Consider the following 25,756-nt stretch of genomic DNA (forward strand, 5'->3'; position numbering starts at 1 on the left):
ACAAAAATACAGCTTTTTACTCGTTTTATCATTATGTAATGGTATACAATTAGTAATATACGTCTATTGTTATTAGAATTCTGACTCAAATTTTTATTGGGAGATTTTTATGAGTAACTCTAACTCAAATATACAAGATTTAGATAGATATTACTTTCACGAAGGCAAACATATTTACGCCTACAATTTTATGGGTGCGCATCAAGCAAAAGAAAATAATGTAAACGGTATAAGGTTTACAACATGGGCCCCAAATGCAAAAAGTGTTTGTGTTATTGGTGATTTCTGTCACTGGGAAATCAAAGATGAACATTATATGTTCGATATAAGTGGTGCTGGGCTTTGGAGTGTTTTCATACCCAATGTAAAATCTGGTGATAAATACAAGTTTGTAGTTACAAATAAAGATACAAATCACTATGTTTACAAGAGTGACCCTTATGCGTTTAAATCAGAACTAAGACCCAACACAGCATCTGTTGTAAATACTAAGACAGAGTATAAATGGCACGATGAAAAATGGCTCAAAAAACGCGCTAAAATAAATCATTATGAAACACCCATGAACACCTATGAGCTGCATTTAGCTTCTTGGAAGACAAAAGATGGTGAGTTCATGACTTATGAAGAAATAGCTGAGACACTACCAGAGTATGTCAAAGAAATGGGTTATACACATGTTGAATTCATGCCTCTACATGAACACCCATTAGATGCTTCTTGGGGTTATCAACCAACTGGTTTTTATTCGATAAACTCTCGACATGGTGATCCAGTAGGGCTTAAACACCTTATAGATAAACTCCACACTCATGATATAGGAGTTATTTTAGATTGGGTACCGGGGCATTTCTGCAAAGATGAACATGGACTAATAAACTTTGATGGTAGCGCCTGCTATGAATACCAAGAACCGACAAAAGCTGATAATAAGGGCTGGGGAACATACAATTTTGATTTAGGTCGTAATGAAGTTAAATGCTTTTTAATATCCAATGCAATGTACTGGATTAACGAATATCATGTTGATGGTCTTCGTGTAGATGCGGTATCAAATATCCTCTATCTAAACTACGATAGAGATGAAGGTCAGTGGAAGCCAAATATTCACGGTGGACATGAGAATCTTGAAGGTATTGCATTCTTAAAGGAATTAAATGGGGTACTAAAACATACTTGTAAAGGTGTCATAACGATTGCAGAAGAATCATCTGCATGGCCAGATATTACAACTCCTGCCCAAGATGGTGGTTTAGGATTTGATTTCAAATGGAATATGGGCTGGATGAATGATACTCTTCGTTATATTGCTCTAGATCCTGTTTATCGTAAATATCACCATCACCTGATAACTTTCTCTATGACTTATCACTACTCAGAGAAGTTTATTTTATCAATCTCACATGACGAGGTTGTACATGGTAAAAAACCTCTAGTTGATAAAATGTGGGGAGACTTATGGAACAAATATGCAGGATTACGCTTGTATTTAACATATATGATCGGACATCCTGGTAAAAAGCTTATCTTCATGGGTAGTGAGTTTGGACAGTTTATCGAGTGGCGTGAGTTTGAGCAATTACAGTGGCAAATAATAGATGAGTACCAACCCCACAGAGAAACTCTATCATTCTTTAAAAAGCTAAATGAGTTTTATAAAAAAGAAACTGCTTTATGGGAATGTGATTATGATCATAGCGGCTTTCAATGGATTGACGCTAACAATTCAGAACAAAGTATTTTATCTTTTGTTAGAAATAGCAAAGACAACAAAGAGAGCTTAGTTTTTGTATGCAACTTCACTCCTGTTACCTACTATGACTATCATTTAGGTGTTCCCAAAGCAGGTTCATATACAGAAGTATTTAATTCAGATAAACTTGAGTTCGGTGGCTCTGGCCAAATCATGTCTGATGAGATATTTACAGCTAACGAATCTACTCATGGCTTCGATCAAAGAATTACTATCAAAATTCCTCCAATGGCAGCTATAGTTCTTAAATTGAAGCAATAATTTCTTTCTAGATAATTTTATCTATGACTTTTAACTAATCCTTTATCGTTCACAGCGATGACAAAAGCGGAAACCTGTGTTTTCAACTCTTTTACGTATATAATAAAAAGTTAATTTTTAATATTTATTAAACCCATACAAAGTTACCGGATTTTTTTATGCAAGAAGCAAACAATATATGGATTCAAGATAAAAATCATAAACTCCTCAAATTAGATGGCGAGTACTGTGTTGAACTAGACACTGACACAAACAGTATTAAGTTTAGAATAAAAGCACATGGGTTTTCTTATGGTTATGTTCTTGGTGATTTTAATAATTGGAGAAAACAAGATCATTTGAAAATGCTATGGAAAGCGGATTCTGATGATGGCAGCTTATGGCTTACCAAAAAAATTTTTAACCTTAAAACTCTTACTAGTGGCTCTAATCAGTATACTTTTATTCTAGTGGATTTAGATGGAAATGAACAACAGGTCTCATCAAGTGGAGACTCTTTTGAGCCTTTAACATTCAACTGGCAAACAAATTCCTTACAACTTACAATTAAATCATCAGAAGACTATATCGTTCCTGGACATAAAGTTGATTTAGCAGCGATTACAGAATCTTTGACTAAAAAAAGAGAAGTTGTCGAAGTTACATGGAGAACAGAACCTAGATCAAAATATATAACCTTGGGTGATAATCAAATAAGTGTAGACCCTGCTATAAAAGATATAAACGAAGTTACAGTCTGTTGTAGCAGTAAAAATAACCCTAACTACAGAGCTCAGAAAACCTTCAGAATAACTCAAGAACCTAGAGAAGGTAAGTTAATACACTTTATAAAAAAAGATGAGCAGTATAAAGGACAAGACTTCAGCTGGGATCTTTGGACTTTTGATGAAAAAGGTAAAATACGTGTCAAATCTCTAAGCAAAAAAAGTGACTTTGGACTATATGCTGATTGTACAAATAGCAATATCATCGCTAGAAAAAGAACTTGGACAATGCATTGGCAAAATGATTGGGCAGAGCAAACTGGTACATTTAAAGCTTGTGGTAACTACGATAATTATTACATCATCTATGGTGACCCGTACCTTTATACATCACTGACTGATGTTATTAATAGAACAAATGCAAAAATAAACTATGCCGTTCTTGATGAACCAGATAAGGTTGTAGCTTACCTTTCTGATACCCCTCTTATTGGTACGTTATTTGAACTATGGATAAATTCAAAAAGAGTAAGTAACGTAGAAACAATTGTAAAATATAAATCAAAAAAAGTTGTTTTTGCTAATATTCCTGAAAACATACATCCAAGTGATCTAATAGAAGTACGCGCAAACAATACTTTTATGCCTACCAAAGTAACCATGGGAAGTTTTCTTGATAAGTTCTACTACCCTAAAGACGATATGGGAGTTAAATTTAATGATGATACTGTTTCATTTAGAATATGGGCTCCAACAGCAAAATATGTAGAACTGCTGATATATAATGAAGATGCTGATAATTATGCTATCCCTGATGACTCTTTCACATTAACTCCAGAGCTAGAATATGGCACGCATACAATCTCTATTGATAAAGAGTTATGTCATAATAAGTTTTACCTATATCGATTCTATTTTGATGATTTAGATCACCGTGGTGAAAAACATACCAAAATAACTTATGCTATTGATCCTTATGCTGTAGGCCTTGGCGCAAATGGAGAAAAAGGCTTTATCCTAGATTTAGACTCTCCAGATCTCACTCCAAGTAAATGGCTAGAGAATAGTTATCAAAACACTATAGCTCCAGAAGATGCTGTACTTTATGAACTACATTTACGTGATTTCACAATTAGTGCTGACAGTGGTATCCCTGAAGAAATCAGAGGTAAGTTTTTAGGTACAGTTTACGAAGGATCTAAATATACTAGTCAAGACAATAAAGACTCTGTTTCTACAGGCATTGATAGTTTAGAAGAGTTAGGTGTAACTCATGTACATTTGCTACCAATATTTGATTTCTCATCCGTTGATGAATTAAGCCTTCATGTAGAAAACAACAGAAACTGGGGTTATGATCCTAAAAATTACAATGCTCCAGATGGTAGTTACTCCATAAACCCTTTTGATCCTACCCAAAGAATAAAAGGCACTAGAGAAATGATAGCTGGTTTTCATAGCAAAGGAATTGGTGTAGTTATGGATATGGTTTATAACCATATGACTGATACTAAAAACTTTGATAGCATTGTGCCTAAATATTATTTTAGAACCGATGAGATTGGACGTTTTACCAATGGATCAGGCTGTGGTAATGAACTAGATACAGAAAAGCCTATGGTAAGAAAGTTTATCAAAGACTCTGTATTACACTGGATCAAAAATTATAAAATTGATGGCCTTAGATTTGATCTTATGGAGCTAATAGATCTTGATACTATCAAAGAAATCACTAAAGAAATCAAAGAGATAAATCCTAATATTATTGTTTATGGAGAGCCTTGGAAAGCTGGAGATTCACCTCTAATGAATGGTACATATAGAGGCACTCAAAGAAACCAAGACTTTTCAGTATTTAATGATACATTTAGAGATGCTCTAAGAGGAAATAATAGCCCTGGTAATGGATATATAAATGGTGATGCTCATAACCCAGCAAATATTGGTAAAGTCATGGAAGGTTTACGTGGATCTATCCATGATCTTACGGTCAAACCTAAAGAAACTATCAACTACGTTGACGCTCATGATAACTATACACTTTGGGATCAGATAGAAAAAAGCCAACAAAGAAATATTCAAGCTGGTAACTATCGTGAAAGGATACCTGAAGATATTTTCCAAAGTCGTAGAGTTCGCCAAAATGGTCTTGCTCTTGGAATGATATTAACAGCACAAGGTATACCTTTTTTACATGGTGGCTGTGAGTTTTTAAGAACTAAACAAGGCGATCATAACAGCTATAAAAGTAGCGATGATATCAATGCTTTTTACTGGGAAGACAAACTAAAATACAAACCTTTCTTTAACTATGTTAAAGGATTAATAAAAATCAGAAAAGAGCACCCAGCTTTTAGAATGACAAATGCTGCAGATATTAGCAAATACCTTAGTGTATCAGCTGCGTATCATGACTTACATTCTGGTGTTATCATCTCTTATTTCAAAAACCATGCAAATGGCGATAGTTGGAAAGATATTGTAATTGTATATAATGCTACAGCTATTGATAACTATAATATTAACGATATTGTTCCAGACATTGATAGTGGCATGTGGCATGTGATTGCTAATCATGAAAAAGCTGGCGTTGAGATAATTGAGAAAGTTGTTGCTGGTAAATTACCTCCTTTAAAATCTTACTCAATGTTAATAGCACATAGCTAAATCTTATATTGATTATGCTCATAAGCTCTTATAAACTTTTTCTAGTTTAATAAACAAGAATTATAAAAATGTCTGACTCATTTAAAATCCCTGTAAATACCAACACTAAGTTCTTATTTTCAACTTCTGGAAGTAATTCATCTATCATAAGACACAATACTGCTATTCAAAAGTTAGCAGTAAACCTTTGTTACTTTACATTTACTGGTGATATAACTGCTAAAACTTATACAGATGCTCTTAAAGCACCTTTCGTAAATGGTGGAACTGTCACAGCTCATAACGGTTTAAAATCAAAAGTAATACCTTTCTTAGACTATGTTGAACCTCTTGCACAGCAGACTCTAGCTGTAAATACTATTATAAACAAAGAGGGTAAACTCTATGGTTACAATACAGATTGTCATGGCCTACAAACAGCTTTAACAAAAGGTATCAAAGAATCCAAACAGGATATCAAAACTGCTGTAATTTATGGAAATGGCGGCGTCTCTGGTGTGGCTTTTAAGGTGCTACAAGATCAAGGTATTAAAGTAACTATAATTGGTAGAAATGCCGAGAAAGTTGCTCAAAAGAAAAAAGAACTTGGTATAGAAAATATCCCGCATTTCGAAGGTCCTTATGATTTAGTGGTAGATGCTACACCTATCTCCTCATCACCTGATATTGAGCAAAATACTCAATTTATAGACCTAGTCAAAAATGCAAAAATAGTTTTTTGCCACGCTATGCCTGAAAAAGATAATAAAGAAAACCATCTATTAGAGTACTGTAATAAAAATAACATTTTTTATATAGGTGGTGAAGGAATGTATATTGCCCAACTCATCAAACAATATATGATTTATTTTGAAAACCTTAATCAAAAGAAAATTTCTGAAGAAGATATAATTGAAGCTTGGGGGTTAAACTAAAAATAAACCCACAGAAATATCAAAATAGTCATATCAGCAAATGTATGAGTAATGATTGGAGCAAGAAGTCCTTTAACTTTAAATCTTGTCGTACCAAGAGCAAAAGCATAAACAAAAGTCATAGCAAAACCACTTAGACCATTTGGAAAGCCTCCAGCATAATGAAATCCTGCGAATAAAAATGCTTGTAAAAATATTGCTATAAAAACACTAGAAATTCTACTTAACTCAGTTTGAATAATCCCTCTGAAAATAACCTCTTCTACTACTGCATTTAGTAATGCACCAACAGGTATTAGGATTAAAATTACAATAGTGCTAAGTTTTTTAAACTCTTGAGAAGTCGCAATTCCAACTCCTGTTAATTCATTAGTTGACATTCCCCAAACTATCAAGCTTATTGAAGCTACTAAAGATACAACAGCTATCGCAATCCAAATTCTAATATCTTTTATTTTTCCAAGACTAAATAGTTCAAAAACTTGCTTTTTATATACTATCACTGATATCAGTAGTGTAATTAGTAATGTTGCAAGCATAGGGTTTTGATAAAGTGGTATTATCAAATAAACTGGCAAACTAGATAAAAATAAAAATAGATTTGAATTGAAGACTTTATTATCAAAAATCACACTAAAAATCAAAGATAATGCTGCAAACAATATTGCAAGATTACCAAACAATTCATTTTGAAAATAAAAAGATAAAGTTATAAAAATTACATTTACAACAAATAAAGTTTTGACTAGAGTAAACTTTGTAACCATTTACATATCTTTTTTGATGAATATAAATAAATTATAAAGAAAAGCTACTTGGGCTGCCACACAATCTAGGCTTTTGACAACTTTAACCCTACAATAAGACTACGCATAAACAACAGATTGGTTTCTTCCTGATTTTTTAGCTTTATATAATGCTTCATCAGCATACTCAATACATTTATTTACATCTTTAGCATCATTTGAATCAGCAAGACCACAACTGATTGTACAGTTTATAATTTGTCCATCTAGCGATAGAACCTGTTTTCCAATTTGCTTTCTTAACCTTTCTGCGACTTGTAAAGCTTGGTTCTTTGTAGACCCCAACAGTATTATTGCAAACTCCTCACCTCCAAGCCTAACAGCCAAATCTTGACTCCTACAGCTAAGTTGAATATTTTTTGCCAGAGCTACTAATACTTGATCACCATGCTTATGTGAGTAATTATCATTTATATTTTTAAAATGATCTACATCTATCATAATAATAGAAAAAGATTGATCAGCAGCAAATTTATCACATACTTGGCTTAAACCTCTTCTATTTAAAAGACCTGTTAAATGATCTTTTTGTGCGTTTTTAGCACTTTCTTCTTCCGCTTTTTTTATTTCTGTAATATCTTTTTGTATCGAGCAAAAATGAGTTATTGTATCATCAGGAGCCAAGCTTAATGGAAAAATTGAAACATCTGCCCAATAAGCCTCTCCTGATTTTTTATAATTTAACATGACTTCTCGTATTGGAGATTTTTCTTCTAAAGCCTTTCTAATTCTTAACATAGATTCTTTACAAGTATTCTCTCCTTGAAAAATTCTAGGAGTATTACCAACCAGCTCTTCTTTTGTGTAACCTGTTAACTCTATTATATGGTCATTAATATATATAATCTCAGGACCACTTGGCTTATCAATATTATCAGCTTTCGTTATTACTACACCATCAATTGCATTCTCAACAATCTCATTAAATGCCTGAGTATATTTATGAGTTACATCAGTAAAAGTAACCACTACATTATCATCATCTTTATAAGCATTCATTAGCATCCAAATAGGTTCTACAGAGTTGTTATCTGCTATACCTATTATACGATTTACTATGTTATTATCATTTAGCGCAACGGAATAAGCAGGATAATGCTCTTTTTTCAGTTCATTCCCAGAGGCATTCAATAATTTCCAGCCTATCTCATCGAACTTCTTACCCAGAAGCTCTTGCTCTTGCATTTTAAGTATTTCTAAAGCACTTGAGTTAACAAAAGAAACAGTTGAAGTAGAATCATACAATATAACTCCATCTTGAATTTTCTCCAAAAGGAGCTTTGTATTTAAGTCTATCATCTAGTTAGAATAAAATCCTGGAATTAATCAATTATATTCTAAACTTTAGATAAAGCAAAATAAATTTTTTATTAAATAATTGAAGTTATTAGATAGATCTATTAAAGGTTCTAGAGAGATAAGGCATTGATTGTTAATATATTTATGGCTTAGGCTGCCAAACAATATCAAGCTCTTTTGCAGCTTTAACATCATCAAGACGACGAGCTGGTAGATTATAAGGAGCTCCTTTTAGGTATTCAGGATTTTCCTTAGCAATATCTCTGATTTCTACCATTGCTTGGATAAATTTCTCCATACTATCAACATTTTCAGTTTCAGTAGGTTCTATTAATAGACACTCAGGTACTAATAGTGGGAAATACATAGTAGGAGCATGAACTCCTCTGTCTATCAAGCATTTAGCAAAATCTGTAGCTGTGACACCATATTTTTGTAATTCAGGTTTCAAAGTTACAATAAACTCATGTGATGCTCTTCTATTAGGATAAGCGATCGTAAAGCCTTCCTCTTTTAAACGAGCCATCATATAGTTAGCATTTAGAGTCGCTATTTCAGATGCCTCTGTTAGACCATTTCCACCAAGCATAGCACCATAAATATACGCTCTAATCAATACACCAATATTACCGTTGAATGCAGACATTCTACCAATAGTATTTGGTACATCTTTTTCTTCTAACCATACGAATTTATCGTCTTTTTTGCCTACCATTGGTACTGGTAAAAACTCTTTTAACTTATCATTAACAGCAACTGGACCAGCACCTGGACCGCCACCACCATGAGGAGTTGCAAAAGTCTTATGCAAGTTCATATGTAAAACATCAAAGCCCATATCACCAGGACGCGCTTTACCCATAATTGCATTTAAGTTCGCACCATCATAGTATAATAGACCACCAGCTTCATGAACTTTCTTCGCAATTACAGCAATACTTCTCTCAAACACACCAACAGTTGATGGATTTGTTAGCATAATACCAGCTGTCTTTGGACCTAGTACTTTATCAAGTGCTTCAATATCGATATCACCACATCTCTTAGTTGGAATCTCGATAACTTTTAAACCACAAACTTTTGCAGTTGCTGGATTAGTGCCATGAGCAGCATCTGGCACGATAATTTCATTTCGCTCAAAATCACCACGTTTATGATGATATGCTTTGATCATAGCTACACCAGCAAACTCACCCTGAGCACCAGCCATAGGAGCAAGTGAAACAGCCGTCATACCAGTTAATTCAGTGATTACATTTTGTAAATCAGCTAAGCATTCAAGAGTACCTTGGACACTTTGGCTAGCAGCATACGGATGCCTTTCTAAGAAACCTGCAAGTGATGCATATTTATGTGCTGCACGCGGATTATACTTCATAGTACAAGAACCTAATGGATAGAAATTCGTATCTATACAGAAGTTTTTACGTGAAAGTTGTGTGTAATGTCTAACAACATCTAGTTCAGCTTGTTCTGGCAAAATTGGCTTTTTAGAACGAAGCATATTTGCAGGGATATTTGAAACATCTCCTTTTTTGCTAGGCATAACAGCTGGTGAGTTTACACCTCTAGTTTTTTCAAAAATAACCATTTAAATTAACCTCCTAACCTAGCTAAAACTTTTTTAGTTGCTTCTAAATACTCATTTATATCTTCTGCTGTATGAATTTCAGTAGAGCAAACCATAATAGAATTAGCTAAGTCATTATGATATTCACCTAAGAAATAACCTGCATCAATACCTTCTTTTTCCACTTCTGTTACAAAATCTTGCGCATTTACAGGTAAGTCAATAACAGCCTCATTGAAGAATACTTTATCAAATCTAGTGTTTACTCCATCTAGCTTAGATAATTCACTTGCTAGTTTAGTAGTATTTTCATGAGATACACTTGCTACTCTTTCTAGACCTTCTGCACCTAGTAAGCTCATATAGATAGTTGCCGCTGTTACCATCAGACCTTGGTTAGTGCAGATATTTGAAGTAGCTTTTGCACGACGAATATGTTGCTCTCTAGCTTGTAAAGTTAGACAGAAACCTTCATTACCATCCAGATCAACTGTTCTGCCAACAATACGGCCAGGCATTTGACGAATATGAGGCATCTTACAAGTCATAAAACCAAAATATGGACCACCAGAAGCTAGTGGGACACCCATAGGCTGACCTTCACCACATACTATGTCAGCACCCTTTTCTCCCCATTCAGCAGGTGATTTTAAGATTGCTAACGACATTGGATTAGTTACAGCTATTACTAAAGCACCATGCTCATGAGCCCAGTTTGCAAGACTATCAACATCTGCAAGTTGACCTAAGAAGTTAGGGCTTTGAATAACTACTGCAGCATACTGAGTATCAGCAAAATCTGCTAGTTTAGCAATATCAGTCTTTCCATGTTTAGAATCAAGATTTACAACATCAACTTCGATACCTTGATGTTTTGTAATTGTTTCTAATACATTTAAATAAGTAGGATGTAATGCTTCAGCTATTAACACTTTTTGCGATTTTGCTTTCTTGTTCGAACGAATTGCCATAAGCACAGACTCTGCTAAAGCTGTTGCTCCATCATACATAGAAGCATTAGAAGCATCCATACCTGTTAACCAAGCCATCATAGTTTGGAATTCATAAATAACTTGTAAACCACCTTGAGAAGCCTCTGCTTGATATGGTGTATATGCTGTATAAAACTCACCTCTACCAACAATATCCCATATTGCAGATGGTATATAGTGACTATATGCACCTGCTCCTATAAAGTTTGTATTATGATGATTTTTATTAGCTCTTTTTCTTGCTACATTAGCTAATTGAATTTCATTGATCCCGTCTGGAATTTTTAGAGCATCTGCTCTTAGCTGAGCAGGAATTTCATCAAAAAGCTGATCCACAGAATTAGCTCCAATAGTATCGAGCATTTTTTTGATTTGTTCTGGTTTATGTGGAATAAAAGACATACTTCCTCCATGTCCTTGAATAAACTAAAGAACTACCTGCTACACTCAAAACAAATTAAGAGTGAACAGATAGTTAGTTTTGATCTTTTTATTCTATAACAGTAAGAATTTTTTTTAAGATTAATCTTCTAAATTTTCTGCATAAGCTTCAGCACTTAGCAATTCATCTAGTTGAGACTCATCAGAAACTTTTAATTTAAATAACCAACCATCAGCAAATGGAGACTCATTTACCAAAGCAGGTTCATCTACTACAGCATCATTAACTGCTACTACTTCGCCATCAATAGGAGCATATACATCAGAAGCTGCTTTTACAGACTCAACCACACAAGTATCATCACCAGCTGAGAACTCTTCTCCCACTTCTGGTAGCTCAACATAAACCAAATCTCCTAGTAAAGATTGTGCGTGCGCTGTAATTCCTACAGTAACCTCATCACCATCTACTTTGATCCATTCATGCGATTTTGTATATTTTAATTCACTAGGAATATTTGACATTTTTATACCTCCGGTAATTGACCCAATTTAACTAACTAAACTTTTATATATTTTATATTAAAGACTCGCCGTTTTTAACAAATCTCGGCTTAATAATTTCAACTTCTAGCTTTTTACCACGAATATTTACCACGGGATTATCTCCTTGCTTTGGTACATATGCTAAAGCTATGGCAACTTTTAACGTTGGTGAGAATGTCCCACTTGTTATATAACCTTTTTCACCATTATCAAAATCAATCTCTTGACCAGCTCTGAGTACACCTTTTGATTTTAATACAACTCCAGCCCACTTAGTACTTACACCTTCTGCCTTTTTTGCTAAATATGCTTTTTTACCAATGAAGCTTCTGCTTTCATCTGATAAATCAACACTCCATCCAAGACCTCTTTCTAGTGGAGTAGTTGAAGTATTCATATCTGAACCATATAGATGCATACCAGCTTCTAATCGAAGAGTATCTCTGGCACCAAGACCAGCAGGCTCAGCACCATTTTCTAATAAGCTATCCCAGAAATCTACTACTTGATCTGCTGGTAACATTATTTCAAAGCCATCTTCACCAGTATATCCAGTACGAGCAAACATCCATTTACTAAAAAACTTAAACGAAAAAGGTTTAAGAGCTTCAATTTCTTCTGCAGTCTCTTTAGTAACACAATGCTTAACAATCTCTACAGCTTTTGGTCCTTGTACAGCGACTATTGCAAGCTCTTTCTTTGATGTAATTTCAACATCAAAATCTTTCGAATTCTCAATAAACCAAGCAACATCAGACTCTCTATTACCTGCATTTACGACTATTCTGAAATGCTCTTGACTAACTTTATATGTAATTAAATCATCAACAATACCTGCTTCATGATTAAGCATGCAACCATATTGAGCTTTATTATTTGCTAACTTAGCAACATCATTTGCTAACATATGGCGCAAAAACTTTTCTGCACCTTTACCTTTGATATCAACCGCAAGCATATGAGATACATCAAACACACCACAGTTTTCACGTACATTATTATGTTCTTGAATTTGTGAACCATAATTGATTGGCATTGACCAACCAGAGAAATCAACCATCTTGGCATTTGCTACCACATGAGCTTCAAATAGAGGAGTTTTAAGCATGAAATTGCCCACCCAAAAAAAATAATTCTAGATACGTAACAATATACATTTTTTTTTAGTTTTTTATAAGCATTTTGTTAGAAAAAATAATACTATTCTTTGCCATCAATTACTTTGATATACAATTTACTAGTTTTTGCTCCTTCTCTACTATAAATATCTACATAGACACTAGAATAAATAGAACCTTTTTTCAGCATTCATAAGAAACTAGAAGTACCTTTAACACCAACTCTAATATAAATTTGTAAAAATATAGCGAAACAGGCTTAAGTTTTAAATATATTCTATTGAACTTGACTTAACTCGCCATCTGTTAATCTATAGACCTTGTTCATTCTGCTAGCAAGTTTCTCATCATGTGTCACAATCACAAAACTTGTGCCAAAATCTTCACTTAGCTGTTGCATTAGTTGAAAAATACTCTCTGACCTTTCACTATCCAAATTACCTGTTGGTTCATCTGCTAGGATACAACTAGGATTTGTCACCAAAGCTCTTGCAATAGCCACTCTTTGTCTTTCACCTCCAGAAAGCTCCGCAGGCTTATGATTAGCTCTATGTGCTAGACCTACTTTTTCTAAGATTTCCGTAGCTAATTTTATAGACTCTTTTTTACCATATTTCTTGGTAATTGCTAAAGGAATCATCACATTCTCAATAGCTGTAAATTCTGGTAACAAGTGATGCAACTGATAAATAAAACCAAGATGCTTATTACGCATAATTGCTCGTTTATTTACAGATTGGTTATCAAATCTCTCATTCATAAGAGTAACCTCACCAGAACTGCATTTATCTAAGCCGCCAAGGACGTTTAGAAGAGTAGTTTTACCCGAACCTGACAACCCCAGAATAGCAACTTTCTCACCCTTGTTAATCTCAAGATTTATATCTTTTAAGATAGCAATATCAGTTTTGAATTCTGTATATTTTTTCGAAACATTTTTACAACTTAGAACTACATCACTCATATCTAAGTGCCTCCACTGGTTGAACTCTTGAAGCACTCCATGCTGGATATAATGTTGCTAAGAAACTTAAAAACATTGAAACACCTGTAACCTTAAGAACATCTGACCACATAAGTTCAGATGGTATATAGTTAATCAGATACACACTTGCACTTAAGAACTGCCTACCTGTAACGTGCTGAATAAAGTTGACGATCTCTGTAGCATAAGTTGATAACAAGATACCAAGAAGCACACCGATAACAGTACCAATCATGCCGATTATAAAACCTTGATAAATAAATACTGTGATAATCTGGCGTGATGACATGCCCATGGTTCTAAGGATTGCAATATCACTACGCTTATCTGTAACAACCATAACTAGTGATGATAGAAGATTAAATATTGCAACTGTAATTATTAACAATAATATAAAGAACATCATTGTCTTTTCCATCTTCAAAGCATCAAAAAATGACTTATTTTCATCTGTCCAGTCACGAGTAAAATAGTATGCTGGAATTGCACCATCATTTAATTTATTTTTTATAAGTGGCGCATCATAGACATTTTTTGTACCAAGCTGAAGTGCTGATACAGAATCACCTGTTTGAAAAACTTTTTGAGCATTTTTGATATTAATCATCGCATAATAAGCATCATACTGATAACTAACAGAAAATATCCCTGATACAGTAAACTGTTTAATTCTAGGAATCATCCCTGCTGGCGTTAAGCTTACTTTTGGTACGATTAACGTAACCTTATCGCCCACTTTAACACCTAAGCTATCTGCTAAAGCACTACCTAATACCACATTATATCCCTTTCCATCATCAAGCGATGAAAGCTTACCTTCAATTATATGATCTGCAATTGGTAATACTTTTGTTTGATACTTTGGCTCTATACCTTGTATCTGTACAAATGCTGTAGTACTACCACCACTATTTGCGCTAAGCAAACCTTGTGATTCAATAATAGGTGCAGTCGCTGTAACTTTTGGAGCTTCTTGCTCAACTTTTTTTGATAATGCTGGCCAGTCTGTAACCTTACCACCAACTTGATAAACTTTAAGGGGAGGTACCATCATCAAAATACGACTCTTTATTTGTCCATCAAAACCATTCATAACAGACATAACTGTAATAAGAACCGCAACACCTAAAGAAATACCTAAAAAAGATATTGCTGAAATAATAGATATAAACCTGTTACGCTTCTTTGCGCGGATATATCGCAACCCTATAAATAAAGGCAGACTTTTAAACATTAAAAATCTCATTCTAATCAAAAATTGTTATATAGAATATCATATCCAGCCATGAAAAACATTTGAAAAATCTTACGCTAATACTTGAGCTTGAAACAAGTACAAAACGATATTTAAAACATTCTTTTAAGAAGACTATCAAAAATTAACTACTCCTATCAATTTTGCCTAATTGTTAGATTAGCTAAGTTTTTATATTATATACACATCACAAATTAAGCTAACTAAATGGGTTAAAAAATGAGAAATTTTCTAGAAGGTCAAACATACTCACTTCCAATATACTTAGGAACAATAGCTCTAGCATATATCGCTTCAGTAACTGTGATAGCAGAAATAATGTTTTAGTAAAATTTTTGAAAAAGTCCTGACGACTACCTACTTTCACCTGGGCAATGCCAGACTATCATCGGCGTGAGTCCGTTTCACTTCTGAGTTCGGAATGGGATCAGGTGGTGCCAAACTGCTATGATCGTCAGTGGCTGTTATGATACTCTTCTTAATTTATAAGTCAATAAGCTATCTTTATTTTTATCAAAAAGACTTTATTTTAAATAATACTAGTCCCTATTTGGTACTTTTCTAATAATAACGGAACCTCCTCTCCGCACTCTTGGTAAGGTAACAACTCTCCCATAGAAAATTTTACCTGCAACTCATCATTATCCATATATTCTGTATCAAAATCGACATATACAGAACCAATCAAGTGGTTAAACTCATGCTGGAATATTACGGCTGCAATCGAATCTAATTTGCCTATAACTTTCTCACCATTTTGATTATATGCTTCGTATTCTATCTCTTTGAATGTTGCAAGCTTACCTCTCTTTTCACCTAAAGCACTTAGACAACCATGCCAGAAACTGACTCTTTGCTTTGATGCCTTTGTAATTTTGGGATTTATAAATACCTGATATGGTACATTTTCAAAATCTATTGGATAACGAGAATTAGAGCTATCAAACTCTATCATAAATATTTGATATGGATAGCCAATTTGATTAGCCGCTAGACCTATACCATTGCCTTGCATTTTCTCACTCATTTCTGTGATGATATTTTGTATTTCAGCATTTTTAATATCAGTTACAGGTTTACATCTTTGATATAGAACTTCGTTGTTTGGATCATTATATTGTATAAATTGGGATTTCATTTACTTACCACTTAAACTAACCGTACTGCCCTCAGCTATTAACCTACTAACATCATTAACAAACTCATATATCGAAAATGGCTTATTTAGATAATCAAACCTACCATCGACATCATCCAGTAATACTTTTATTTCTAAAGTATTTTCTCTTTGAATATTAGTAGTAGCAATATTTGTTTTTAAATTATCTAAAACCTTTTTAAGATTTGTAGGATTTACATTTTGACTTCTTAGAGCAAGCTCTACTTTACTAAAGTTCTCATCAATATATTGAGATATTGGCAGGACCTTATCTACACTTAGTTTATTACATTCTCGCTGTATATCACGGCTTACTTTGCCTTCAACAACAACAACATCATCAACTTGAATATTATCTTTGACTAGTGCAAAAACATCTTCACCAACAAGACAGTCTGCTCTATCAAACTCATCATCTATATTGATAATATATAAGATTCTACCTGTCTTGGTTTTTCTACGCATCGCTGGAGTTATCATACTAGCAATAATTCTTACAGAATTACCATCCATATTTGGTTTTTGTATTTTCTCAAGATCACTAAAGCTAACATGATTACGCCAATGGCTTTCCTCATCAATAATATGCCCAGAAAAATACATCCCAAGAGCTTTTTTCTCATTGATAAGTAACTCTTTTAGGCTCCACTCATCAATAATACACTCTCTTTCTAATTCACCATCAGTATCGCTCTCTTGCTCTGTAAAACCAAATAAATCATTTTGCCCAGCAGCTGCCATGTCATTTACATAGCCAGCATTTTTGATAGCTTTCTCAATACAGTTAAATGCTGTTGCTCTATTTCTAGAAATTTCTTTGATAGCACCTGCAAAACAAAGTGCTTCAAGAGCTTTTTTATTAACCTTACGTAGATCTACCCTACGAGTTAAATCAAAGATTGAGCTAAACTCTCCCTCTGCTTCTCTTTCTGTAAGGATACTCTTAATAGCCTCGCCACCAAGTCCTTTGATAGCCCCTAAACCAAGTAAAATTGTACCTTTTGAGATAGCTATACAGTCATAAACACTCTTATTCACATTTGGTGATAAAACTGTGATACCCATATTTTTACAATCTAGGATAAACTTAACTAACTGATCAGTATTACCCATATCTCCTGACATAAGAGCAGCCATATACTCATCAGGATAATGAGCCTTTAGCCAAGCAGTTTGATAGGCAATCAACGCATACGCAGCAGCATGGGATTTGTTAAAACCATAACCTGCAAAGGCTTCCATCTGATCAAATATTTCATCAGCAAGACCAGCTTCAATATTATGATATTTAGCAGCACCCTCTTTAAATATTTTACGCTGTTGCTCCATTTCTTCTGGTTTTTTCTTACCCATTGCACGACGTAATAAATCTGCGGCTCCAAGAGTATAGCCAGCAAGCTTTTGCGCCATCTGCATTACCTGCTCTTGATAAACTGGAATACCATAAGTTTCTTTTAAAACTTCTTCTAATAATGGATGCAGATATGTAGTTCTCTTTCTACCATGCTTACGATCAATAAATGTTGGTATATTTTCCATTGGTCCTGGTCTGTATAATGCTACTAAGGCAATAATCTCCTCAAAATTTGAAGTACCAAGATCTTTGACAATCTGACGCATACCTTGCGACTCCAGCTGAAATATCCCTGTAGTATTACCCGCTTGTAACAGCTTAAACGTTTTCTCATCTTCAAGAGGAATATTTGAGATATCTAACGGAGTTTCTTGGTTAGATCGTTTAGCATTAATACTTGTAATAGCATTTTTGATAATTGTTAAGTTTTTTAGTCCCAAAAAGTCAAACTTAACAAGACCAACATCTTCAACATCACCTTTATCAAACTGAGTTACAATATCACCGCCCTTATCCTCACAATATATCGGAGCAAAATCTGATATTACAGTTGGTGATATCACGATACCTGCAGCATGCTTACCTAAGCTTCGTGGTAGACCCTCTAACTTTTGTGCTTTCTCAACAATTTCAGCAACATCTTCATCTGCCTGCATTTCATCATATAGCGGTTCACCTTCATGCAAGATTTTTTTGAATGTTGTACCTGGAGTTTCAGGAATAAGCTTAGCAATCCTATCACCAAAACCAAAACTTTGACCCATTACACGCACTACATCTCGCACTACACCTTTAGCAGCCATAGTACCGTAAGTTATAATCTGACCAACACTTTGTTTACCATATTTTTGCTCTACATATTTGATAACCCTATCTCGACCTTGAATACAGAAATCAATATCAAAATCTGGCATTGATACCCTTTCAGGATTAAGGAATCTCTCAAAAAGTAGTCCATACGGTAGTGGATCAATATCTGTAATAAGTAACGAGTATGCCACTAATGAACCAGCACCAGAACCACGCCCTGGACCTACTGGAATATCATTTTCTTTTGACCATCTTATAAAATCCTCTACTATCAGGAAATAGCCAGGGAATCCCATATCACAGATAATATCAATCTCTCTTTGTAATCTATCTTTATAAACTTTTGTAATATGTTCGTGTTTGTCTTGCGGCTTATTTGCTAGTACTTTTTCTAAGCGATTCTCTAGCCCCTCATAACATAGTTTTGAGAAATACTCTTTCTCAGTTAAACCATCTGGAATATCTACTGTCGGTAAACAAGGCTTACCCAAATCAAATGTTACATTACAACGTTTTGCAATTGCTAAAGAGTTATCAACAAGTATTGGCAATGCCGAAAAAGTCTCATACATTTCGTCAGATGACTTTAAGTATTGTTCTCTAGTAAATTTAGACTTACGTGACTCATCAAGAATTGTAGTTTTCTCATTGATACAAGCTCTAATTTCATGGATATCATAATCATCAGACTCCATAAATACAGTCAAATTTGTAGCTACAGCAATCAGATTATGTTTACTAGCTAGTTCAAGAGCTTTTTCATTATATAAACCTTCATTTTCATAGCCTAGTTTATGGATCTCTACTATATAATTATCAGCTCCAAATATTGCAATATTCTCAGCTATAACTTGTTCAGCTTTTGCAATATCTTTAGCTAGTATAGCCTGACCCAACTCCCCATACTGCCCACCATTTAAACAAATAATTTCTATTAAATCTGCTTCTTTTAGCCAAGATTTTTCAACTAATGGAATAGAACCATGCCTTTGCCCTTCTTGGTAAGCTTTAGATACTAGATTGACAATATTTTGATAACCAGTATTTGTCTCAGCCAAAAGCACCAAATCAGATACACCAAACCCCGTAACCACCTTCAACTCAACTCCAAATATCGGCTTGACTCCACTGCCCAGAGCTTGTTTATAAAACTTAACTGCAGCAAACAAATTACTTACATCAGTAAGTGCTACAGCTACAATATCTTTATCTTTAGCTCGAGCAAATAAATCACCTAAACGCACAGTACTATCAACAACAGAAAACCCTGTATGGACTCTAAGATGAGAAATCATTATAGAAATATTATTATTTTGTAAACTTAACTAGAGATATTACTATAAATGCGTTATAAAATCATTGATGAATTTTTTTGTATAGATATTCTAAATAAAGTCTGATCTTTTTTTATCAAAAACAGCTACAAAAGCTACATTAGAAATTTGAGAATTTGTAATTTGTTGATCTCCTGTAAAGTATGTATCAACATTATCTCCAGCTTTTACAATACGATCAGGAATAGTGGTAAATAGATTGGTATCATATACTTTAGCTTTTGTATTATCTAATAGTCCTATTGCCAATTTGGATTTAGCAGTAGTAAATGATTCAAACATATGTCCACATTGCTTATTGTCTTTATAAAACCTCGGCGACTCTTTAGATATTGATGCTGTATAAATATATGCACCACTATCATTATCTTGATATGGTCCAAACACTCTAAAATGATTCCCTCCAATATCAGGATTATCTACATCCTCAAAAGTATAACCATGATATGCTCCATTAACCATCCCACCTATTTGTTTGAAGGTCTGCAACTTACCATCAGAATCTTTAAAAATACCAGCATATCCACCTGAATGCTGATCGGAATAATTTTTAGTAAAATCAGCCTTTTCTAATTGCTCAACTAAATACTTATTTGCTTTTGCCTTATCTTCAAAACCTTTAACTACAAAAACAAAGTTTATTGGCTCTAAAACTCTATTATATGGCTGATAATGGCCGTTAACCGTTGTTTGACCATCACCTATCCAGTAAACCCATGCAGCTGGAATATTCTTTTTATATTCATCTGAGTACACCATCATAAATGGTCCCATTGCAGGTAAGTTTACATAGTCACTCTTAGCATTCTCTTTATTAAAAGAACTAATCGTATATTTATCAAGTGTTATACCAGAGCCTAGCATTACAGTATCCAAATCTTCTTTTTTGGCCTGCGTTTTATAAGCAGCTGGCTTGATAGTATAGTTATCTGTCATCTCTCTAAATTTAAACTGCTGGCTTGTTTCTGGATCTGCTGCTTGAGTTTTATAACCACAAAAAGTATACCCTTCATCTGCTGCAACTGCTATATTTAGCGAAAGTAGTAAACTACCTACCAATATTGTTTTTTTAACTAGCATTATGTTCCCTTTTATTTAAATTTTATAAAATTACCTAAAACTTAATTTATCAGATATTTGATAATCTAGAAAGTCACTAATGCTATTTTTCTTATTTTTAAAGATAAAGTTATTATAAACAACCATATATACAAGAACTTTACGTATATAATGTCTTGTCTCTCCAAATGGAATATTCTCAATCCAAATAGCTGCAGGAACCTCTTTTTTATTTAACCATTTATCAACATTACCAGGTCCAGCATTATAAGCACCTATCCCAAGTATTGGATTTTTCTTAAATAATTTCTCTAAGAAATATAAATTAGCCGTACCAAGTTTAATATTATTCTCTGGTATAAATATTTGACTACTCATACCTTCTGATTTATCTCCAGCTAGAGATAGTTTATATTTCTTAGCAATAAAATTGGCTGTAGGCTCTGTAACCTGCATCAGACCTTTTGCACCAGCCCAAGATCCTGCTTCAATATCAAATAATGATTCTTTACGCATAATAGAAAGCACTAAATCTCTATCGATACCAAATTTTTTAACATTTTTATTCACAATATCTAAAAATGCCTTTGGAAAAATCATATTAATATTACTGTATGTACCTATCACAGCCATATTGAAAATAGCTGCATAATACATATCATTATCCTCAGCTAGCTGAGAAAGCTCTTTAATTTGTGTAATCTCTCTAGCTTTCAACTTCTTCCGAATATCCCACTTCCAAATACTAGTTGAAGCTTTATACTGCCCTATTTGGTAAAGATCTATAGCTTGCTCGATAGTATCCTGTTTAATTAACTCTTCTGACTTCTTAGTATCTAGCTCATCAACTTCTTTATGACCAAAATTATATGGTTTACCCAACTTGTCTGATGCTAAGAATGAATAATAATCTAAAGGTTCTTTAGTTAGTTTTTCAAAAATAGGCTTCGCTTTTTCTTTTTGCCCTATTTGTTCATAACTATATGCTAACCAATATCTCCACGCTTCGTCTTGTTGAGAGCTCTTTGGAAGTTGATTATATGTCTTTATATAATCTTTAAAGTTTTCATTATACAAATCAACTCTTAATAACCACTCCCATGCAATAGTATCAAGATACCTCTTATCAACCCTAGCTAACCATTGTTTTGCTTGTGGCGATTGAGAGCGTGCGAAACTAACAGCTATAGCAGAGATACATTCATGCTTTGCCTTTGAGCTTAAGTATCTTTTATTTTTTAAACCATCCCAAGTTTTTGCATATTTTGATGCATCTCTTTTAACAAGATCATTTGATATATCAACAAAGATTTTGTCAAAATATCTATAGTTATGAAATCTATTAATAAAACTATCTAATTGGCTAGGATCTTTTGTAGCATTTTTCCAAGCTGTTATATAGTTCACATAGTCTTTATTGTTATCAACGAAGGTATTCAAAAGCCATAAAGCATCATCAAACTTATTTGCAAATGCTAAATTATAAGCTTTATTAACAATATAATTCTTAGGTTTGTAATCTGACTTATCCCAATACTTTTGCATTCCATTACACGCAGAAGGCATATAAACACGGTTTTGCCAAAGCTGACCATACTTATCTAAAGCTTTTTGTTTATCCCCAGACTCATAACTAGATTGTATTGACCAACATTGTCCAGATACTCCTAGACCACCATTGTAATATTTTTGAAAACCTTGCCAATTATCATTTTCCGCATAGTAGCTAGCTAAATCATCTTTTAACTCATCCGTCCAATAACTGTCTTTATGCTCAGAAATATAATTATCAATAGTAGAACTCTCAAATATTTCTGGATCACTACTAATTTCCTTATATTGTAAATATGTATAGATACTTGTATCTTTAAGTTTAGATTTTAGATAATAATATGATTTATAATTCTTATTATCTAAAGCTTTTATTGCTTGCTTTGATAGCTCAACTTGTTGATTTGTTAAGCTGTAACTAGTGCCTACTGATAGCAATGCTAAGCTTAATGTTATAACTTTTTTACTAATCACGTTTATAAAACACAACTGTTTATTTTGTTAGAGATACTAACATTATTAGAGCAAAAAAACTAACTTATAACTACCAAACAATCTTATTTAAAACTTAGCTTATTTGATATTTGATTATCAAGAATGTCACTTAACCTAACTCTTTTATCTTTAAGAATAATATTGTTATAAATAACCATATTCACCAATACACTTCTAACATAGTGACGCGTCTCACCAAATGGAATACTTTCTAGCCATTGTTTTGCTGGAATCTCTTGTTTTGTTAACCACTTAGCCACATTACCAGGACCGGCATTATAAGCAGCAATTGTTAGGATGATATTACCTTTAAATAGCTGATTAAGAAAATCAAGATTTGCGCTACCAACACTTATATTAACATTAGGAGTAAATAGTTTTTCTGCAATATTATCAATATTTTTTAACCTATATCTTTTAGCGACAAATCCAGCTGTAGAGTCTGTAACTTGCATCAACCCTTTTGCTCCTGCAAATGAACTAGCCTCTCTATAGAATAAAGACTCCTGGCGCATAATAGAAAAAATTAAAGCTTTTTGTAAATTATATTTACTAGACTGGTCATCAACTTCAATTGTAAAAGGGTATGGATAAAGAAGCTCTAAATGATTATCCAAACCAAGCATAGACATACTAAAAATAGCCTGATAATGCATTTCTTTAATCCATGCAAGCTGTGCTAGCTCAGGTATTTGCATCCTTTGTTGGCTTCTAAATTTTTCTCGTATAATCCATTTCCATAACTGACTAGAATCTTTATACTGACCAGCCTCATAAAGCATCACCGCTTGAGAAATATTCCTATCTTTTAAGAAATCTGTCGTTTTTTCTTTAGAAATCAACTTAACTTTATCAGAACCTAAAACATATTTTTTACCAAGAGCATCAGCAGATAACAACGTATAATAGTTAAAGCCTTTTTGTATTGCTAAGCTTTCATAAATCTCATTTGCCTTTGCTTTATTACCAGTTTTTGAATAACTATAAGCAAACCAATACTTCCAAGCATTTTCTTTTTGCATTTTAGCAGGAAGATTCTTATAGTTGTTTATATAGTTTTGAGAATCAAAGCTATATATATCTACTCTTAATAACCATGCCCAAGCATTATCATCGTAGTATTTCTTATCTACTTTTGCAAACCATTCTTTAGCTTGTTGCATGTTATGATTTTTTGCAAAAGCAACAGCAATTGGTAAAGTTGCCTTACTTTTTGCCTCGTCATTTAAATAGCTTTTGTTTTTTAGTTTTAGCCAAATCTTTGCATAATCTTCTAGTTTAGTTTTCACAGAATCCTTTGAAGTCTCAGCTAGTACTTCTATAAACTCTGGGTAGTCATGATATTTCGCTATAAAACCATCAAGCAATTGAGGATTATCTGTAGTTTTTTTCCATGCTTTTATATAGTCATTATAAGAATGTTGTTCAATATTATTATCTAAAAGTATAAGAGCATCATCAAAATTATCTTCAAAAGCTAGCTTATATGCTTTCTCTACAACACAATCTTTATTTTTACTGGTAGAGTCTTGTTTTTTCCAATAATCATCCACATCAGAACATTCAAGAGCTGAATATTTTTTAGTCTGTGTGAATTTAGAAAAGTCTACTATAGCCTTTCTTTTAAATTCTTCATCTGATGCTTTCTGTGCAATTATCCAACACTTGCCAGCAGACTCAAGGTTGCCGTCATAGAATTGTTTAAACATCTGCCAATTATTATTTTTCGCATAATATCTCGCCAAATCATCACATAAGGCTGAACTCCAATACTGATCTTCATTCTCATCAAAAAAGGTTTTAATCTGTTCTTGAGTAAATGCTGCTGGATCAAGAGATATTTTTTTATACTGAAGATAAGCATCTATATTTGTAGATTTAAGATTGGATTTGATATGTTGCTTATCTTTATACTCTTTTTGCTGGATTGTAGCTAACTGTTTTTTTAATTGCTGCACTTGCTTCTCAGAAATACTGCTGTATGCAATAGTTGAGATAAATAGAGCACCATAGATAAAGAACTTCTTAAACAATACAGCTCTCCTTAATGTAAGATTATAGTTTCTCAACCAACTTGGTTACAAACTCAGCTGATCTATTAGCTGCTATTTTTGCGAACTCATCAAAATTCTCAGGAGCATCACCATCAGCTGTATCAGAAATGCTTCTCAAAATTAAGCTTGGAACACCCATCTCATTACATATTAGGTTAACACTACCACCTTCCATCTCGATAGCTTTTGCTCCAAACTCCTTTATAACAAAATCTTTTTTCTCAACGGAATGAATAAACTGATCTCCTGTAGCAATTACTCCTGTCTGCAAATACAGGTCTAATTCTTTTGCAACTATTTGGGCTTGCTGTAAAATCTCTGTAGATGTAGCAATCTCTACTTCAGAAGTCGGAATCTTACCATGAGGATAACCAAAAGCTGTGATATCAACATCATGCTGGACTGTAGCAGTTGCAGCAATAATATCTCCAACTTTCAAATCTTGTAGTCCACCAGCAACACCTGTAAATAAAAGAGCCTCAACACCGAACTTTTCTATCATAACAGTAGCAGTCAAACTTGAAAAAACTTTACCAATTTTACTATATGCAACCACAAGATCCTTGCCTTTGTAACTTGCAGTATAGTATTTATTATTTGCATACTCTACAACTTCATAATTATCTAACTTTTCTAAAATTGGTTGGATTTCTATCTCCATAGCTCCAAGTATTGCTATTTTTTTCATT

General features: G+C 33.5%; 17 protein-coding genes and 1 rRNA gene. 3 read left to right on the top strand and 15 right to left on the bottom strand.

Annotated features, from left to right (window positions below):
* The first annotated feature begins 109 nt into the window (after window positions 1–109).
* The 3 genes from glgB (at window position 110) to QI37_RS03945 (ending at window position 6,299) form a co-directional block, all read left to right on the top strand.
* On the top strand, window positions 110–2,014 hold the full coding sequence (gene glgB, locus QI37_RS03935) for a 1,4-alpha-glucan branching protein GlgB (protein WP_040008765.1): 1,905 nt from the start codon (window positions 110–112) through the stop codon (window positions 2,012–2,014).
* 158 nt (window positions 2,015–2,172) lie between these two features.
* Window positions 2,173–5,385, top strand: a complete 3,213-nt coding sequence (gene pulA / locus QI37_RS03940; protein WP_040008767.1) for a type I pullulanase — start codon at window positions 2,173–2,175, stop codon at window positions 5,383–5,385.
* Between the two features lie 68 nt (window positions 5,386–5,453).
* Window positions 5,454–6,299: a shikimate dehydrogenase family protein gene (locus tag QI37_RS03945; protein WP_040008768.1), complete on the top strand. Its 846-nt coding sequence runs from the start codon at window positions 5,454–5,456 to the stop codon at window positions 6,297–6,299.
* On the opposite strand, the gene QI37_RS03950 is transcribed toward QI37_RS03945, so the two are convergent.
* From QI37_RS03950 to QI37_RS04020, 15 genes are all read right to left on the bottom strand, one after another.
* Window positions 6,296–7,066, bottom strand: coding sequence for a CPBP family intramembrane glutamic endopeptidase (locus tag QI37_RS03950; protein ID WP_040008769.1), 771 nt, complete (start codon window positions 7,064–7,066; stop codon window positions 6,296–6,298). The genes QI37_RS03945 and QI37_RS03950 overlap by 4 nt on opposite strands.
* A 99-nt stretch (window positions 7,067–7,165) precedes the next feature.
* Window positions 7,166–8,404 (bottom strand): sensor domain-containing diguanylate cyclase, encoded by a 1,239-nt coding sequence (locus tag QI37_RS03955; protein WP_040008770.1) that lies wholly within the window; start codon window positions 8,402–8,404, stop codon window positions 7,166–7,168.
* Between the two features lie 142 nt (window positions 8,405–8,546).
* Window positions 8,547–9,995, bottom strand: coding sequence for an aminomethyl-transferring glycine dehydrogenase subunit GcvPB (gcvPB, locus tag QI37_RS03960; protein ID WP_040008771.1), 1,449 nt, complete (start codon window positions 9,993–9,995; stop codon window positions 8,547–8,549).
* A 5-nt stretch (window positions 9,996–10,000) separates the two neighbouring features.
* Complete coding sequence (gene gcvPA / locus QI37_RS03965) at window positions 10,001–11,368, bottom strand: aminomethyl-transferring glycine dehydrogenase subunit GcvPA (RefSeq protein ID WP_040008773.1); 1,368 nt, start codon at window positions 11,366–11,368, stop codon at window positions 10,001–10,003.
* Between the two features lie 120 nt (window positions 11,369–11,488).
* Window positions 11,489–11,872 carry a glycine cleavage system protein GcvH gene (gene gcvH, locus QI37_RS03970; RefSeq protein ID WP_040008774.1) on the bottom strand — a complete coding sequence of 128 codons (384 nt, stop codon included), beginning with the start codon at window positions 11,870–11,872 and terminating at the stop codon, window positions 11,489–11,491.
* Between the two features lie 52 nt (window positions 11,873–11,924).
* Complete coding sequence (gcvT, locus tag QI37_RS03975) at window positions 11,925–13,001, bottom strand: glycine cleavage system aminomethyltransferase GcvT (protein WP_040008776.1); 1,077 nt, start codon at window positions 12,999–13,001, stop codon at window positions 11,925–11,927.
* Between the two features lie 287 nt (window positions 13,002–13,288).
* Window positions 13,289–13,975, bottom strand: coding sequence for an ABC transporter ATP-binding protein (locus tag QI37_RS03980; protein ID WP_040008778.1), 687 nt, complete (start codon window positions 13,973–13,975; stop codon window positions 13,289–13,291).
* Window positions 13,968–15,230, bottom strand: coding sequence for a lipoprotein-releasing ABC transporter permease subunit (locus tag QI37_RS03985; RefSeq protein WP_040008780.1), 1,263 nt, complete (start codon window positions 15,228–15,230; stop codon window positions 13,968–13,970). Before QI37_RS03985 ends, QI37_RS03980 begins: the two co-directional genes overlap by 8 nt.
* 365 nt (window positions 15,231–15,595) lie before the next feature.
* A 5S ribosomal RNA gene (gene rrf / locus QI37_RS03990) occupies window positions 15,596–15,710 on the bottom strand.
* A gap of 70 nt (window positions 15,711–15,780) precedes the next feature.
* Window positions 15,781–16,389: a peptide deformylase gene (locus tag QI37_RS03995; protein WP_040008782.1), complete on the bottom strand. Its 609-nt coding sequence runs from the start codon at window positions 16,387–16,389 to the stop codon at window positions 15,781–15,783.
* Window positions 16,390–19,869, bottom strand: coding sequence for a DNA polymerase III subunit alpha (gene dnaE / locus QI37_RS04000; RefSeq protein ID WP_040008784.1), 3,480 nt, complete (start codon window positions 19,867–19,869; stop codon window positions 16,390–16,392). It lies immediately after the preceding gene.
* Window positions 19,870–19,959: 90 nt separating this feature from the next.
* Window positions 19,960–20,988 (bottom strand): hypothetical protein, encoded by a 1,029-nt coding sequence (locus tag QI37_RS04005; protein ID WP_040008786.1) that lies wholly within the window; start codon window positions 20,986–20,988, stop codon window positions 19,960–19,962.
* Between the two features lie 30 nt (window positions 20,989–21,018).
* Window positions 21,019–22,992 (bottom strand): lytic transglycosylase domain-containing protein, encoded by a 1,974-nt coding sequence (locus QI37_RS04010; protein ID WP_040008789.1) that lies wholly within the window; start codon window positions 22,990–22,992, stop codon window positions 21,019–21,021.
* 83 nt (window positions 22,993–23,075) lie between these two features.
* Window positions 23,076–25,046 carry a lytic transglycosylase domain-containing protein gene (locus QI37_RS04015; RefSeq protein WP_040008792.1) on the bottom strand — a complete coding sequence of 657 codons (1,971 nt, stop codon included), beginning with the start codon at window positions 25,044–25,046 and terminating at the stop codon, window positions 23,076–23,078.
* 22 nt (window positions 25,047–25,068) lie between these two features.
* Window positions 25,069–25,755, bottom strand: coding sequence for a 5'-methylthioadenosine/adenosylhomocysteine nucleosidase (locus tag QI37_RS04020; RefSeq protein WP_040008794.1), 687 nt, complete (start codon window positions 25,753–25,755; stop codon window positions 25,069–25,071).
* Window position 25,756: the final 1 nt, after the last annotated feature.

It is taken from the genome of Candidatus Francisella endociliophora (assembly GCF_000764555.1).
GTDB classification, from domain to species: Bacteria; Pseudomonadota; Gammaproteobacteria; order Francisellales; family Francisellaceae; genus Francisella; species Francisella endociliophora.

Coding starts and splice junctions, on each gene's coding strand:
- glgB (WP_040008765.1), top strand. CDS start 110: ATGAGTAACTCTAACTCAAATATACAAGATTTAGATAGATATTACTTT.
- pulA (WP_040008767.1), top strand. CDS start 2,173: ATGCAAGAAGCAAACAATATATGGATTCAAGATAAAAATCATAAACTC.
- QI37_RS03945 (WP_040008768.1), top strand. CDS start 5,454: ATGTCTGACTCATTTAAAATCCCTGTAAATACCAACACTAAGTTCTTA.
- QI37_RS03950 (WP_040008769.1), bottom strand. CDS start 7,066: ATGGTTACAAAGTTTACTCTAGTCAAAACTTTATTTGTTGTAAATGTA.
- QI37_RS03955 (WP_040008770.1), bottom strand. CDS start 8,404: ATGATAGACTTAAATACAAAGCTCCTTTTGGAGAAAATTCAAGATGGA.
- gcvPB (WP_040008771.1), bottom strand. CDS start 9,995: ATGGTTATTTTTGAAAAAACTAGAGGTGTAAACTCACCAGCTGTTATG.
- gcvPA (WP_040008773.1), bottom strand. CDS start 11,368: ATGTCTTTTATTCCACATAAACCAGAACAAATCAAAAAAATGCTCGAT.
- gcvH (WP_040008774.1), bottom strand. CDS start 11,872: ATGTCAAATATTCCTAGTGAATTAAAATATACAAAATCGCATGAATGG.
- gcvT (WP_040008776.1), bottom strand. CDS start 13,001: ATGCTTAAAACTCCTCTATTTGAAGCTCATGTGGTAGCAAATGCCAAG.
- QI37_RS03980 (WP_040008778.1), bottom strand. CDS start 13,975: ATGAGTGATGTAGTTCTAAGTTGTAAAAATGTTTCGAAAAAATATACA.
- QI37_RS03985 (WP_040008780.1), bottom strand. CDS start 15,230: ATGTTTAAAAGTCTGCCTTTATTTATAGGGTTGCGATATATCCGCGCA.
- QI37_RS03995 (WP_040008782.1), bottom strand. CDS start 16,389: ATGAAATCCCAATTTATACAATATAATGATCCAAACAACGAAGTTCTA.
- dnaE (WP_040008784.1), bottom strand. CDS start 19,869: ATGATTTCTCATCTTAGAGTCCATACAGGGTTTTCTGTTGTTGATAGT.
- QI37_RS04005 (WP_040008786.1), bottom strand. CDS start 20,988: ATGCTAGTTAAAAAAACAATATTGGTAGGTAGTTTACTACTTTCGCTA.
- QI37_RS04020 (WP_040008794.1), bottom strand. CDS start 25,755: ATGAAAAAAATAGCAATACTTGGAGCTATGGAGATAGAAATCCAACCA.